The following is a 14,636-nucleotide window of genomic DNA, read 5'->3' on the forward strand; positions in this document are numbered from 1 at the left end:
TTTCAAACTGATGAAAGGTCTATTATCATCGGCATCTTATGCCCTAAAGGAATGTAATGACTATGCGCTGTAAAACGCTAACTGCCGCCGCAGTAACTCTTGTAATGCTGACTGCGGGCTGTTCCACACTGGAAAAGGTGGTTTATCGGCCTGACATCAATCAGGGGAACTATCTCTCTCCTGCTGATGTACAAAAAATTCATACCGGTATGACCAAGCAACAAGTTGCTTATGTTCTTGGCACACCGATGCTGGATGACCCATTCGGCAATAACACCTGGTACTATGTTTTCCGCGAACAGCCGGGCCATGAAGGCGTAAAACAGCAGACACTGACGCTGACCTTCAACGAAGCGGGTACGTTAACTAACATTGATAACAAACCTAAATTAGACAGTAAGAATTAATTTCCCCGTCAGAGAGTAATGGCAATTAGTCGCCAGCACTCATCCTCAGGGTAAAAACTAAGGCGCTCAAGGCGCCTTAGTTTTTGGAGCGTTCTGCACGCAATCGCCGGAGTTCTTTGGGGTCAGCAATTAGTGGGCGGTAAATTTCAATACGATCGCCATCATCAAGAATGTCTGTGAGTTTCACAGGGCGGCTATAAACGCCAACCTTGTTACTTTTAAGATCAATGTCCTTTCGTAACTCCAGCAGGCCTGAGGCCATAATAGCCTGTTCTACCGTACTGCCTGATTCCAGCTTGACCGTGCGCAGATACTGACGTTCAGGCAACGCATAAACTACCTCGACGCAGATCTCAGACACTGTAAACCTCTTTGGCGCGCACAGTGAAAGCCTGCACCATGCTACCGGCCAGCTCTTTGAAAATCTTACCGAATGCCAGTTCAATCAATTTATTGGTAAATTCGAAATCCAGATTAAGTTCGACCTTACAGGCCTCGGGGCTGAGCGCGATGAAATTCCAGCCGCCCATCAACTTACGAAATGGCCCATCAACCAGTTGCATATCAATGCGTTGATTATTGATCAGCGTATTTCGAGTTGTGAACGTTTTGCTGATACCCGCTTTGGAAACATCCACTGCGGCAATCATTGACTCGGGGCTTTGTTCTAAAATGCGGCTACCGGTACAACCCGGCAAAAATTGCGGATAAGCATCGACATCGTTTACTAAATTGTACATCTGCTCCACGCTGAACGGCACAAGCGCAGAACGACTTATCTGTGGCATATCATTTTCCAGGTGTCATAAATCGTACAAATCATACCATTTATCCACCTTGAGACAAAAAACTACCTGGCCGCTATAGCAACAATGGCCAAAATCCTCCGGCTGTAGACCGGTGGGGATTTCATTCGCCAACGCTTACAGTATAATAAGTATCACTATGACAAATAAAAAAGCACATAAACCCGGTTCCGCAACCATTGCGATGAACAAACGCGCTCGCCATGAATACTTCATTGAAGAAGAGTTCGAGGCGGGGCTTGCTTTGCAAGGTTGGGAAGTCAAATCGATGCGCGCTGGTAAAGCCAACATCACGGACAGCTACGTCACCTTCAGAGATGGGGAAGCCTTCCTGTTTGGTGCAACTATTCAGCCTTTAAGTGTCGCATCCAGCCACGTGGTCTGTGACCCGACGCGCACCCGAAAATTATTGCTTAACAAACGTGAACTTGAAACGTTGTTTGGCAAAGTGAGCCGTGATGGCTACACCGTTGTCGCCCTCTCCATGTATTGGAAAAATGCCTGGAGCAAAGTCAAAATTGGTCTGGCTAAGGGTAAGAAAGAACACGACAAGCGGGATAACATCAAAGATCGAGAATGGCAAGTAGACAAAGCGCGAATCATGAAGAACTCAAACCGCTAAGCTACTGGCTTAGCGTACCTATTTTCTGATATAGTGTTAAATAGTACTTGGGGCTGATTCTGGATTCGACGGGATTTGCGAAGCCCAAGGAGCATGCCGAGGGGCGGTTTGCCTCGTAAAAAGCCGCAAAAAAATAGTTGCAAACGACGAAAACTACGCACTAGCAGCTTAATAACCTGCTTAGAGCCCTCTCTCCCTAGCCTCCGCTCTTAGGACGGGGATCAAGAGAGGTCAAACCTAAAAGAGATCGCGCGGACACCTTGCCTGGGGTGAAAGCGTTAAACCCAATCAGGATAGTTTGTTAGTAGCGTGTCTGTCCGCAGCTAACCGGCGAATGTAAAGACTAGACTAAGCATGTAGTGCCGACGGTGTAGTAATTTCGGACGGGGGTTCAAATCCCCCCAGCTCCACCAAATAATGATCCGGTTATTACCAGATAAGTCCGGAGAAGTCCTGAAAGCCCGCATCCCTTCTAGGTTTGCGGGCTTTTTTGTGTCTGTAGTAGTCCGAGGAGATCCGCCTGAAACCGGAGTCTATTGGTATACGAATTGGTATACGCTAAGATGTATACCAATAAACGTATACCAATTAAGGGAAGATCCTTACATGGCGCGGACTACACGCCCCCTCACCCACACCGAAGTACAAAAAGCTAAAGCCCTCGACAAAGACCTCACCCTGCACGATGGTGACGGACTCTTTTTGTTAGTCAAAACCACCGGCAAGAAAATTTGGCGTTTCCGCTACCAACTTCCTAACAGTAACAAACGCACCATGATCAGCCTCGGTGCTTACCCTGCCCTCTCCCTTGCCGATGCCAGAGAGATTCGCGCTGAGAAGTTAGCGATGTTAGTCCGTGGAATAGATCCGCAGGCAAGTGCTGAAGAAGAGGCGGAGAAGCTCCAGATTGCTCAGGAAAGCATTTTCGTGAATGTAGCGCGTAAATGGTTCGAGCTGAAAGAAAGTCGCGTTAGCGCGGACCATGCTAAGGATATTTGGCGTTCTATCGAAAAGGACATTTTACCCAGCATCGAAAACGTTCCTGTTCACGAGCTTAAAGCGCGCACCCTGATTCAAGTATTAGAACCAATTAAAGCACGCGGAGCATTAGAGACTGTCAGGCGGTTAGTACAACGCATAAACGAGATAATGATTCACGCGGTTAATGTCGGGTTAATTGACGCCAACCCAGCCTCAGGTATTGGCAATGCTTTCGAACGCCCGAAGAAGCAGCATATGCCGACCATACGTCCCGAAGAACTACCTAAGTTGATGCGCACCATTTCTATGAGCAATTTATCTATACCAACCCGCTGCCTGCTTGAGTGGCAGCTACTGACGCTTATACGCCCTGCCGAAGCATCAGCAACAGCATGGGCAGAGATCGATATAGAGAATAAGCAGTGGTGTATTCCGGCAGAACGTATGAAGGCAAAGCGCGAACATATCGTTCCCTTGTCAGAACAAGCTTTAGAGCTGCTGGAAATCATGCGTCCAATTAGTGGACATCGTCAGCACGTATTCCCTAGCCGTAATGACCCACGTAAGCCAATGAATAGCCAAACGGCAAATGCTGCATTGAAACGTATTGGGTATGGGGGAAAGCTCGTTGCTCATGGCCTACGTTCTATCGCAAGTACAGCTATGAATGAAGCAGGTTTTAATGCAGATGTGATTGAAGCCGCTTTGGCGCATAGTGATAAAAATGAAGTTAGGAAAGCTTATAATCGCTCAACTTATCTTGAGCAACGGCGTAAACTAATGAGTTGGTGGGGGATAACTGTGATAACCCCCAAAAATTCTCAGAATCAAACAATATAGTCTAAACCGTGATGCACCATACATTCTAAGTAACAGATTGAAAGTTTTAGACCTTGTGTCACGAAGCATCTAGAAGTATATATATTGTGAGATAGATATAACCTTAGCAATAATAAGCAAAATAATAGTTTTCATTGTAAATCATTTAATTATCAGCAATATTTTTTAAGGACAAAAATGAGTAGAATTCTCGTAGTTAAAGAAGAAAATCATTCAGCCAACCCCGATATCGGGTTAGTTATCCCTGTTGCACATATTGAGGATGATGGCTCATTATCAGAAATAAGACCTGACGAGTTCCCGAATGGTGGAATATTCATATCCAAAGGTTTCTTAAGCATTAATCAACAGTTTAATTCAGATGAAATATTTATAATAAATGAATACCATGAAAGTAATGATGATGATTGGAAATCAAACTCGCGCCATCAAAAACATTACTCACTTGGAAATAAGGTCGAAAGATTAGATAGAAATGCCTTAGTCCCAATTATAAACATGGCCCTACCAGACTTGGCCTCAGGCTTTATAAATCATGACATGGACCTCCCAAATAGCCATTTTTTCATAGAAAATGACAATTTCTTATTTGGCCCGTTAAAAGCCTCCAAGCAAGATAATAACTGGCTTGTTTCGCCACTAACGACACCTTCCCCTTTGCAGCTAAAAACGGACTATATCGCAAAAATAACAAGCAGTGAACTTATTGGAGATGGCCTTATATTTTCCGTTAAGGTAAAGGGAGTAAATAAAAAATTCATTAGAAACCTCAAAGAAATATCCCACCTCGCTTTTGAACAAATTGACTTTATTTCTGATGTTAGATTAGTTTCTTACTTTACAAAAAACGGCTTTGGAAAAGGCAAAAATCCATTAGGTAAAAGTGAAGCGCAGAAACTATCGCAAGGAATTGATGAATACGTTAAAAAAAATAAAGTTCTCGGAAATAGCGAAAGACTGAAGAGATTAACAGATCTTCTTGAAAAATTCTTAGATGATAGTGGACTAGGGCAAGAAATCGTACAAGACTTCTTAGCTGACACCAGAGATGGAAGACTTTATCTAGACAACTACTTAAGAGAGAATAAAGGTATTCTTCTAAAGGATAAAGAAATTGAACTTGAGGAGCGAACAGAAGTTCAAAGACAAAGACTCGAACAAGAACTCAAGGAGATTGAGAGGCATATAAATTCTAAAAAGAAAGATTTAGAAAATGAAACCAAGGCTGTTGAAATTGCTAAAAAAAAGGCAAAGGACAGAATAGAAGAAATTAGGAAACAGTCTGACGAAGATGCACATCAGGTCCTTTTAGAAAAGCAGAAAGAGTTGACTGAAGAGAATTCTCGTCTAGAAAACAAGGCAATTGATTATAAAAATGAAATCAGTGAATTTTATACAAACTCAGAAAGAATTAAAGATTTTGAAGCCCTTAATAAAGAAATTGATTATTTAAAAAGACGAAAACAAGAAATAGATAAAGAGACTCGAGCTGTTGAAAAGGCCCTTACAACTCAAAAGGCAACGTTAGAGTCACCACAATTACCGGATAAGCTTGCAGAAATAAGCACACTCACATCATTATTAAATGGGAAAAAAAAGAAAGAGGATCATCAGAAAATAGATGTATTACCACTTAAGAAGTCAAAGATAGAATTAACAAAGGATAATAGAAGAGAATATATTGATTTCCTTGTAGATAGTTTCAGTAATGATTATGGACGTGACTTCTCTTTTGATGAGATGTCTAATTTAGTTTTATGCGTTTCGCAGTCATTTTTAACAATACTTGCCGGGCCACCAGGAACAGGTAAAACTTCAACTGCATTACGAGCTGCACGATATCTTGGCCTTACAGAAGAGAATAATAATTTTTCTTCAAGTAATTTCTTAAATGTTCCAGTAGGTAGAGCGTGGGTATCAGGAAGAGATGTACTTGGATTTTATAATTCCCTTAAGGATACATACCAGCCAGCAAGGACGGGCCTATATAATTTTTTGAAGAATGAAAACACTGACAACTATTTGAAGATGATCCTTCTTGATGAAGCAAATTTATCAAGCATGGAGCATTACTGGTCTGATTTTCTTGGCATGTGTGACCCCGAAGGTATGAATCGAAAAATAGATCTTGGCATACCGATCATTGACGAGCGTTATCTCAAAGTAAATGGAAATGTAAGATTCATTGCAACAATTAACAATGATTCTACAACTGAAAAATTATCGCCACGTCTTATTGATAGAGTCCCCGTTATTACGCTAAACCACAATAGTCATTATAAATCAATATCAAAGAAAACTTTGACTTTCGATGGCGCTATAAGCTTTAACGATTTCGATAATTGTTTCAACATTTCTGCCACAGAAGCAACGTTTACCCAAGAAGAACAGGATTCATTGAATCAAATAATTGATATATTAGGAAATCCAATTAATAGAACTACTGCTGTCAGAGTTAGCCAGAGAAAAATAAATGCAATCAAAAGATTCTGCCATGTAGCAAATGAAGTCGACGGAATGAGAACCCCGCCACTTGATTACGCTATAAATCAGCATATACTGCCGCTTATCGAAGGATATGGAAACTCCTTCAGAGAAAGATTGTCATATGTAGAGGAAAAACTTACTGAGCTTGACTTCAACCTATCAAAATCCACATTAAAAAATATAATTGAGAGTGGTGATGTATACAGTGATTCATATTCATTCTTCTAAGGAAATATGGTAATGATGAAAATGAAAATATTAAATGGCCAACGGATTGGCCATGTAATTACTCTCAATAATGGAGATATTTTAAGCACGCCTAAGGAATACATACTAGAAGATGAAGCCATTGAAATAATATTAGAAGTTCCGAATTTCTATAATCAGGTCCAGATAGTTCTTCATGAAAATGAAGTGGAATCTAATTCGATACTGGAAAATGATAACATATGGTTTTATAAATGGTATCCTAAAAGAATAGGCAGAAACTCCTTTGAGTGTTTTTTTCATAACTATTTTGGTATTGCAGAGTTGCAAATTAAATTAATTTCTGGAGAAGAAATTGAATTTATACGATTCCCGCAAATTGAAATTTTAGCAAAAAAAATAAATGCTGAAAGAGTAAATGATATGTTAAGTTTTCTTGCAAAGCACAATAGTGATGCGTTATGCGCATTTTTCCGAGTGACACGTCGCAGTGCGGGTTATAAAGAAGGTGACACTCCTGTGGATATTTTAATTGAGCAACTAGAAAAAGTGGTTTTAACTATCCATCCGCTTTTAGATAAAATAATTAAAAAACCCATAACAAAGTTAACTCTTAAAGACAAATATATTTTCCCTAACGAAAGTACAAAAATTGATGACATAACTTTGGCGTGGATATCAGATAACACTGATGAGCTGTATGAAACAGATAATAGTAATTTAGCGATACTTGAACATGAAGATAAGTTATTTGGCACTCAAAAACTTCGGGAAAACTCACTAGTTGAGGATTGTAATGTTTACGAAAATCAAGTAATACATGGATTTATCAAGACACTTATTATAACAACATCATCAATGCTGACAAACTTTGAAAAACCAAAAGTCGGTAATTCTAAATTTGAAAAAGTCTCAGATGGCTATTCTAGTTTTTTTTCTCAGATTAATAAATTCCACAGAAATATTAACCTTAAGAAAGTGGAAAAATGTAAGGAAATACTATCAAACCTTTCATATTTAAGAAAAAAAATTGATACAAACATGTATGTTTCGAAAAAAATAACCGGCATACCCAGTTTCACAATGAAAGCTAAGCACAACCCAAGTTATTTAATAATTTTCAACAAGATAGCTAACTGGCATAGATTTGGAAAACCGGATTGGAGTATAGAGGATGAATTATTTTCTATAAAAAGCATACCTAAGTTATTCGAATATTACACATTATTTTATATAAAAGGAGTTATGGATAGTATTTTTAAGGCGTCGCCTTCGTTACCATCTGTAGGTGAAAAAATTAGATTTAAATACACATTAGAAGATTTTGAATTCTCTTTAGATTATGAACCGAAATATTGGGTTGTTGGTCATCCTAAAACCGACCATAGAGATCTAATAAACTCAGAACAATGGACTATGTATAATGGGAAAGCGACTAGGAGATCTACAACAAACATAAATGCTAACAGATCCCCTGATTTTGTTATAAACCTCACCCATGAAAATAAATTAATACATAGTTACATTTTAGATGCTAAATACACCTACGATGACAAGGTTTTTTCTCACTACATCCCGGAACTTACCTTAAAGTACCTTCACGGACTTCATCCCATTGGGGGAGACAATAAGGTAATTATTGGGTTAATGATCATCAACCCAAGTAATGCTCACATTACGAGACATTTCCATAATAACGTATTCAATATATTCTCCGACAACCCTGTTTATCCTTCAATTATTTCAAGCTCAGTTAAACCCGGCGATGAAGAGTCAGTTAACTCAGAATTTGAAAGAGTAATAAAACGAATTATAGCACTTATGTTACTTGGAAACGATGTGAGAAAGGATCTGATAGACGAGAATGTCCATAAAAAATTATTAGCTTGATAGAATAAAGCCAGCGGCTTAAATGCAATCCTCTCCCGCCTGCCCGCTGTGACTTTACCATGCGTTTTTCATGCATGATGCAGAAGGTCTCTAAGCCCTTGTAGCAAGGGCTTCCTGCCAATTTCACCTTTGTTTCATGCATGCAAAACCATGCGCCCTATGCATGCAGAGGTCTTTAAAGACGGCTAGCCAGAGAAAAGGGGCTGCAGAAACGTAGACCTTGCGGATATGTCGTGAAAAAGCCACCTTAATTGAAAGCGGCTAATCGTAATATTTAAGTAGGTAACTGAAATTACACTTTCAGCTAATTCGGCTCTCTCTGTTTATTACCTTGCTTATGCTCTCAATCGTTTTAAAGGCACATGAGCAATCGAGATTGGCGCATTGATAATAAGCCTCTTTCGTCTTATCTGTAATATAACGACTGGTTCGAATATAAGAGACATGAGTACACAACGGGCAACGCATCATTATTTACTTTCTCGTTGCTGTAAATGAAGGCGTTGTTCGGCAAGCTTTGTTACAGCCTGCATCCGACGCATTGGACTATTTTGCAGCTCCGCCAATACGCCAGAAGCCTCGGGCCGTATTGGTCCTATTTCTTTCAATACTGGATGTTCGACGCGCTGTACTGCCATAGCTGCAGCGATACGCTCGCCTAGTACTTTCATCAGTCGGTTTCCGATAATTTACGTCGCGTTGCTCTGATATACACTATAGGCACATGCAGCTACTACACAGGCATTAATAACATCGGTATTTAGAATGAGCTTGGTGAAGGCATCCACAGCATTATCCATTGTATGTTCTGCAAATGCTGTCATCGCCGTTCTATGGGCATTAAGCAAAATGGGAGCAGACGAGCCGCACCTTAAATGGAGTTCCATCTTGTCTAGTTCCATTTCTTCAATCAGGCCATCGAATTCTTTCGCCAGTTCACGTTTAGAAATCCGGCTATCGTGCTGCGCTTGTAACTCCGGGGTTATTTCTCCTCGCAGCTTGCGGAACAAAGTACGCCACTGACTTTCAGCCTCATGGCTTTCTAGTTCCGTGTCTTTCTGCTGCTGCTGGCAACGGGCTATGCCCGCTACAACGTCAGACAGTGCCTGAGCGTTTTTGTTATGAGCGGCTCTCGCGTTATGCAGGACTTGCAGCTTTTCGGTGACATGTTGGGGTAAAGCAGTGTTCATGATGGAATTTCCTGTGTCAGTAAATATGAATCTATTGTGCGGAGGCTGACACAACATTTCTATTGAAGGGTTCTTGCTGGTCGCTAGTACAACAACCCCAAAGTCGCCCTCATGAGACAATGGTTTAGTTTTAGTTATATAAATACTGTTCACTACTATTCACTATAAAATTAAAACCATATAAATCATATTATTACATAGTGAACACTTAACTAGATACTCGTCACCAACCATTCACAAGTGTTCATTACTAAGAACATGACCTTTTTCTGGCTAGCTATATTTTTGAATGTTTATATCAATCAATTTCCTTACATTAATAACTATAAACTATAAAAAATGTATATTTAACCATCACCGCTGTATTAAATTTCATCGCGCACTTTGCCAATAATTGCCATTAAGTTCCACCCAGTGTCATGTGATGTCACCTGAAAAATGCAATCACTTTTTTGCAGGACAAAAGTCGCTGTAGGCCTTGTTGCCACCCTGAAAAAAATTCACATAATAGGGCGCTACTTAACGAAACCACCGGTATTGGACAGATCCAGCCGGACCCAAAAAAGAGGTAGCACCATGCTTTCCATCGCTCCAAATACTCCCCCTGCATCATACTCAGTCATGCCGCCTGCGTTTCCCCGTGACCGCTTTATGCGATTGCCGGAAGTCATCCATACCACCGGCCTGTCCCGGTCAACCATTTATGATTTGATCAGTCGCCAGCAGTTTCCCGCTCAGATCTCTCTCGGTGGTAAGAACGTTGCATGGCTGGCCTCAGAGATTGATGGCTGGATGAATGACCGTATCGCAGCACGCGTTCAGGGGACGGTTCAATGATTTCTCTGTCTGTCGGTCACCATAATATCCAGCTCAACGCAGAAGAAGCCGCCTACCTCGCTGAAGGCCTTATGGCTGCTGCTTGTGGCCGAAGTAATCCATTGCCTGCTTTCACCAGCAACACCCTTGGAGTGCTGTCGGTCAACTTAAAAGGCGATGCTCAAGACAATACTTCGCGCTTCCGATCAAATCCGCAGCAGTCCGATCAAGTCCTGACCGATTGCTAAGAGGGAAAGGCTAATGCACCAAAAAAGGCTTTTCTCTGGCAAGCGGCTGGTCTATAGTTTTTGGGCTGCCGAAAAATCGGCAGTCGGGCGTAGGAACCCGAGTTACTTATTGGCGACACAACACGCGCCAGGCGTGTTTTTTTATGTCGTAGCCTCAGCGCGCCTATTTTGTGCACAATGGTTTTTTTACCGTTGTACACATCAAACTATGGTAGCTCAGGCGGGGCAGCCTTCGGGCTGGCCGGTTTCCAATAAGGCCGGTATTCCTACCCCCGTCTGGGCTACCACCCATAAGCGTAGGAACTTTGGTGGTAGCAATAACCAATACTTATTGGAGGCTGCCACTATGGCTACAACCCTCGCGTTCCCACATCCGAAATTTACGTTCCTATTTGCTGCTGTTCGCCGTTCTGAACCTGCCGCACGTATCTGTATGCTCCGGTCTGCCGCAGACAGCGAACATTGCGCCCGCCGCCTGTACTCTCGCGATTATGTGCTGTGTTTCGCCGGTCGTCTGCCAGTACAGGAGGCCGCATGAACAAGCTGGCTTCCTTTTATTTTCCAAACACCCACTACCCTATTCCCCATGCTGATTTCCTGCGTCTGCAGCATGCGCATAACGTCGGCGTGATGTTCCTCGACATGCTTGATACGCAAGAGACATTCGGGCACACCCCGGATAAAAATCAGCTTAATTCCATGGCCTCAATGGTCGCGCTGCTCACAGACCAATTAGGGAAAGTCGTAGACACCTGCGAAACAGCCATAAAAACGCAGATGGAGGATCTCTACGAATGAACAGCACCCAACAATCATGCCTGCCTGTGGAAGTACTCACCGCCCTGTATCGCCGAGCACTGGCACAGGCTTATCTCGATGCCTGCGCCTCTCATGGTCTTGAAATTGGCTACACGCTTGATGAACTGCAAATGGCTATCGCGGCAGAAGTCGAAAATTATTACGTCGGTCAGCACGGTCCGAGGATTGGCATGGAGATGGCCTGCGCCATGCTCCGCGATATGGTTCAGCCGGATATTCTGGTAGCGAAACCCCGCCTGACGCTGCTCGGTGAATCCATGATGGACGAGTTGTGCCATCAACATATCGCATCTACACCTAACACAACGCTGCACTGATGGAGGCGCACATGACACAACTTACCGTTTCAAACACCGTCAGCGCAGCAAAAGGGCGTTGGCCTCAACTTTTGCCGCTGCTGGGTATCAACGTTGCCGTCAATGGCAATCACTCCCCCTGCCCTGTATGCGGTGGCAAAGACCGTTTTCGTTTTGATAATCAGGAAGGAAGAGGGACATGGGTCTGTAATCAATGCGGGGCCGGTGACGGGCTGAATCTGGTAGAAAAGGCATTTGATGTGACCACAAAAGACGCTGCCGGTAAGGTGGCGGCTATTCTTGGTAATACGCAAGCAGCTCAGGCGCCGGTTGAACGTTCTATGAATGCACAGGAAAAAGAGGCTGCCCGCAACAAAGCGATTGAAAGAGCCAAAGATCTGATCCGAACATCCTGTAAACAGACAGGTAATACCTATCTCACGACAAAAGCATGGTCCGATAAAGAAGTACCCACCTTGCAAGGGAATGAATTGCGGATCGCCGGCATTAACTACCGCGCAGGTGATTTATTGATACCGCTGACTGACCTGTCTGGCAGCTTGCTCAACGTGCAGCTCATTAACGCAGAAGGCATTAAACGCATGTTAGCGGGCGGTCAGGTGAAGGGGGCTTGCCATCACTTTGCCGGTAAAAGCGATGCCGTTATATGGCTTACCGAAGGTTACGCTACCGGACTGACCGTGCACGAACTGACGGGCGAAACGGTATACGTGGCGCTTAGCGCCAATAATTTCCCGTACCTTGCGCAGCGCCTGCGCGATGAGTATCCCGATGCCCTGCTGCTTATGGCCGCCGATAACGACGAAAATGGGATCGGCCAGAAAAAAGCCGAAGAAGCCGCCAGCCTGACCGGTGGCAAGGTAGCACTACCCTTCATAATCGGTGACTGGAATGATGTATTTATACAGGAAGGTCGTGTGGCAGCACTGGAACAACTCAGAGTGTTTACCCAACCTGAGGTAAAGAGTCCTTTCGAGACACTCAGTGAAGCAGATCTAAAATCCATGAGCGTCAGTGAAAAAGCTGAAATGTTGAATGTGCATTACAACTACCAGATAGCCGTTCCAATGATTGGTGAAGATCTGTGCCGCTATGAGAACGGCGCATGGCAGATATTGCCTCACCGCCTACTCAGTCGGGAAATTGCTGCCTTATTTCAGAAAATCCATGCGCCTTTCTCCGCGCCATCGATCAGCGGCATGATCGATACACTCAAATTAATGGTCCCAGAAATGGGCAAACCGGCGCGAAGACTGATTGGTTTTCGCAACGGCGTGTTTGATACCGTCACAGGCAAGTTTGGCCCACACAATCAAACCCACTGGTTGCGCACCGTAAACAGCGTCGATTTCACCCAACCCAAAGCCGGTGAAAACCTTGCCGATCATGCGCCGAACTTCTGGCAATGGCTGACGCGGGCGGCAAATCATCAAGTTGAAAAACAAGAGCGTATTCTCGCGGCGCTTTTTATGGTTCTGGCAAACCGTTATGACTGGCAACTCTTTCTTGAAATCACTGGGCCGGGCGGCAGCGGTAAAAGCGTAATGTCTTCGATTGCGCGAATGCTGGCAGGTGATGACAACACGACTTCCGCCAGTATCGAAACGCTGGAGTCAGCTCGGGAGCGTGCTTCGGTCGTCGGATTCTCATTGATTGTCTTACCCGATCAAGAGAAATGGAGCGGTGACGGCGCGGGGATTAAGGCGATCACCGGCGGCGATGCAGTAGCCATTGACCCGAAATATCGTGATGCTTATTCAACACATATTCCGGCGGTTATTCTGGCAGTGAACAACAACCCAATGCAGTTCAGTGACCGCAGCGGCGGTGTCTCGCGCAGGCGCGTGATCATCACTTTCCCCGAGGTGATACCCGCGAATGAACGAGATCCACAGCTGATAGAGAAAATAGGTCAGGAGCTGGCCGTCATTGTTCGCCACCTGATGCAACGCTTTGCAGTTCCCAGTGACGCACGCGAGCTGTTACAGGCACAGCAGAATTCCGATGAAGCTTTGGAGATAAAACGCAGTGCCGATTCGTTGGTAGATTTCTGCGGTTACCTGCTGGCTGTCAGCACACCAAACGGCCTTTATATTGGTAACGCCAACATTATTCCAGCTAACCCGCGCAAGTATCTCTATCACGCCTATCTGTCGTTTATGGAAGCGCGGGGGCATCAGCGCCCTATGAGCCTGACGGCCTTTGGTCGGGCCGTGCCGCAAACGTTAAGGGAGTATGAGATTGAATTTTTGAAGCGGAAGACTAATCAGGGAATGCAGACCAACCTCACCTTAAACGAGGATAGCGAGGCGGATTGGTTGCCGAAGTGTGACACTTAAACAAATCTAAACAGAAACCGGCTCAGGCCGGTTTTTTCATTTAGAAGTAGTAACTGGTCACTTGAAGTGATGAGTTATGGACAGTTCAGAGCAAACTAATCACCACATAATATAATGAAATTAAACAAAAAAAACCAAAAGTGAACACTGTGAACAGTTTTTATATAAATCTTTTTTCTGATGTTCAGATTATTGCCTTCTTAGAGACTCTTCCAGTCAGGCAACTTGTTGGCCCGCTTGCGCCAATAGTGGAGTAACGCCATGAATAAACCAAACAGCAAACCGGCAAAGAGGGCGCTGAATACCGCATGCAATACGCTGAAGTCTTGATTTTTCCAGCTATTAAACCACATGAAAATGCCCCATAGAGGGCTGTACCAGGCGGCGAAGAACATCGTATTCAGCCAGAAAGGGGCAAACGGAGGCGGTGGCATTTTACCCCCCATTTTCCAAAACAAGCGCAAGATAGGTGGCGCATAATTGCTCCGCCACATCTTTTTATTTTCCATCAGGTCTATTGCCTTTTTCTTCTTTTCTTCAAATACCATCATCCGACTCCTTTCATTAGATACCAATAAAGACTTTCTAATGATATGCCTTATTCAACGTAAGCCATTAGAGTGAAATAAACTAAACACTCAGCCTCCTATATCAGAATCAGAGCAGC

Annotated in this window: 17 protein-coding genes and 1 other RNA gene; 12 read left to right on the forward strand and 6 right to left on the reverse strand. The window is 43.5% G+C overall.

What is annotated here, in order from left to right:
* The first annotated feature begins 62 nt into the window (after positions 1–62).
* Entirely contained in the window at positions 63–407 is a 345-nt protein-coding gene (gene bamE / locus EAH77_RS05420; RefSeq protein ID WP_140470880.1) for an outer membrane protein assembly factor BamE, read from the forward strand.
* A gap of 76 nt (positions 408–483) precedes the next feature.
* Here bamE and EAH77_RS05425 read toward each other — a convergent pair whose 3' ends face one another.
* A complete protein-coding gene (locus tag EAH77_RS05425; protein WP_140470775.1) occupies positions 484–768 on the reverse strand; it encodes an RnfH family protein in 285 nt (94 codons plus the stop codon).
* Positions 761–1,195 (reverse strand): type II toxin-antitoxin system RatA family toxin, encoded by a 435-nt coding sequence (locus EAH77_RS05430; RefSeq protein WP_140470776.1) that lies wholly within the window; start codon positions 1,193–1,195, stop codon positions 761–763. The genes EAH77_RS05425 and EAH77_RS05430 overlap by 8 nt, the downstream gene beginning before the upstream one ends.
* A 157-nt stretch (positions 1,196–1,352) precedes the next feature.
* Here EAH77_RS05430 and smpB point away from each other — a divergent pair, with 157 nt between their 5' ends.
* The 5 genes from smpB (at position 1,353) to EAH77_RS05455 (ending at position 8,240) form a co-directional block, all read left to right on the forward strand.
* Positions 1,353–1,835, forward strand: coding sequence for an SsrA-binding protein SmpB (smpB, locus tag EAH77_RS05435; RefSeq protein ID WP_140470777.1), 483 nt, complete (start codon positions 1,353–1,355; stop codon positions 1,833–1,835).
* Between the two features lie 49 nt (positions 1,836–1,884).
* Positions 1,885–2,248: a transfer-messenger RNA gene (gene ssrA / locus EAH77_RS05440) on the forward strand.
* 193 nt (positions 2,249–2,441) lie between these two features.
* Positions 2,442–3,656 carry an integrase domain-containing protein gene (locus tag EAH77_RS05445; protein WP_140470778.1) on the forward strand — a complete coding sequence of 405 codons (1,215 nt, stop codon included), beginning with the start codon at positions 2,442–2,444 and terminating at the stop codon, positions 3,654–3,656.
* A gap of 177 nt (positions 3,657–3,833) precedes the next feature.
* A complete protein-coding gene (locus EAH77_RS05450; protein ID WP_140470779.1) occupies positions 3,834–6,371 on the forward strand; it encodes a hypothetical protein in 2,538 nt (845 codons plus the stop codon).
* Between the two features lie 12 nt (positions 6,372–6,383).
* Positions 6,384–8,240: a DUF2357 domain-containing protein gene (locus tag EAH77_RS05455; RefSeq protein ID WP_194150479.1), complete on the forward strand. Its 1,857-nt coding sequence runs from the start codon at positions 6,384–6,386 to the stop codon at positions 8,238–8,240.
* 300 nt (positions 8,241–8,540) lie between these two features.
* Here the strand turns inward: EAH77_RS05455 and EAH77_RS05460 are convergent, their stop codons facing one another.
* The 3 genes from EAH77_RS05460 to EAH77_RS05465 are packed head-to-tail and all read right to left on the reverse strand — an operon-like array spanning position 8,541 to position 9,430.
* The gene (locus EAH77_RS05460; protein WP_140470780.1) at positions 8,541–8,711 is read right to left on the reverse strand and encodes an ogr/Delta-like zinc finger family protein; all 171 of its coding nucleotides are present in this window, start codon (positions 8,709–8,711) and stop codon (positions 8,541–8,543) included.
* Positions 8,711–8,911 carry a hypothetical protein gene (locus EAH77_RS25470; protein ID WP_241673399.1) on the reverse strand — a complete coding sequence of 67 codons (201 nt, stop codon included), beginning with the start codon at positions 8,909–8,911 and terminating at the stop codon, positions 8,711–8,713. Before EAH77_RS25470 ends, EAH77_RS05460 begins: the two co-directional genes overlap by 1 nt.
* Before the next feature lie 18 nt (positions 8,912–8,929).
* Positions 8,930–9,430 carry a hypothetical protein gene (locus EAH77_RS05465; protein WP_241673400.1) on the reverse strand — a complete coding sequence of 167 codons (501 nt, stop codon included), beginning with the start codon at positions 9,428–9,430 and terminating at the stop codon, positions 8,930–8,932.
* 576 nt (positions 9,431–10,006) lie between these two features.
* On the opposite strand from EAH77_RS05465, the gene EAH77_RS05470 reads away from it, so the two are divergent.
* Genes EAH77_RS05470 through EAH77_RS05495 form a run of 6 tightly spaced genes read left to right on the forward strand, consistent with a single transcriptional unit; the run spans position 10,007 to position 13,969 of the window.
* Positions 10,007–10,267, forward strand: coding sequence for a helix-turn-helix transcriptional regulator (locus EAH77_RS05470; protein ID WP_140470781.1), 261 nt, complete (start codon positions 10,007–10,009; stop codon positions 10,265–10,267).
* Entirely contained in the window at positions 10,264–10,494 is a 231-nt protein-coding gene (locus tag EAH77_RS05475; RefSeq protein ID WP_140470782.1) for a hypothetical protein, read from the forward strand. Before EAH77_RS05470 ends, EAH77_RS05475 begins: the two co-directional genes overlap by 4 nt.
* 13 nt (positions 10,495–10,507) lie before the next feature.
* Positions 10,508–11,032 (forward strand): host cell division inhibitor Icd-like protein, encoded by a 525-nt coding sequence (locus tag EAH77_RS05480; RefSeq protein WP_140470783.1) that lies wholly within the window; start codon positions 10,508–10,510, stop codon positions 11,030–11,032.
* Positions 11,029–11,292 (forward strand): hypothetical protein, encoded by a 264-nt coding sequence (locus EAH77_RS05485; RefSeq protein ID WP_140470784.1) that lies wholly within the window; start codon positions 11,029–11,031, stop codon positions 11,290–11,292. The genes EAH77_RS05480 and EAH77_RS05485 overlap by 4 nt, the downstream gene beginning before the upstream one ends.
* Entirely contained in the window at positions 11,289–11,630 is a 342-nt protein-coding gene (locus EAH77_RS05490; protein ID WP_140470785.1) for a DUF5375 family protein, read from the forward strand. The genes EAH77_RS05485 and EAH77_RS05490 overlap by 4 nt, the downstream gene beginning before the upstream one ends.
* An 11-nt stretch (positions 11,631–11,641) precedes the next feature.
* Positions 11,642–13,969 (forward strand): primase-helicase zinc-binding domain-containing protein, encoded by a 2,328-nt coding sequence (locus tag EAH77_RS05495; protein ID WP_140470786.1) that lies wholly within the window; start codon positions 11,642–11,644, stop codon positions 13,967–13,969.
* A gap of 200 nt (positions 13,970–14,169) precedes the next feature.
* Here EAH77_RS05495 and EAH77_RS05500 read toward each other — a convergent pair whose 3' ends face one another.
* Positions 14,170–14,517, reverse strand: coding sequence for a DUF6404 family protein (locus tag EAH77_RS05500; RefSeq protein ID WP_140470881.1), 348 nt, complete (start codon positions 14,515–14,517; stop codon positions 14,170–14,172).
* Positions 14,518–14,636 lie beyond the last annotated feature (119 nt).

Origin of the sequence: Ewingella americana (assembly GCF_006438725.1) — a bacterium.
GTDB lineage: Bacteria > Pseudomonadota > Gammaproteobacteria > Enterobacterales > Enterobacteriaceae > Ewingella > Ewingella americana_A.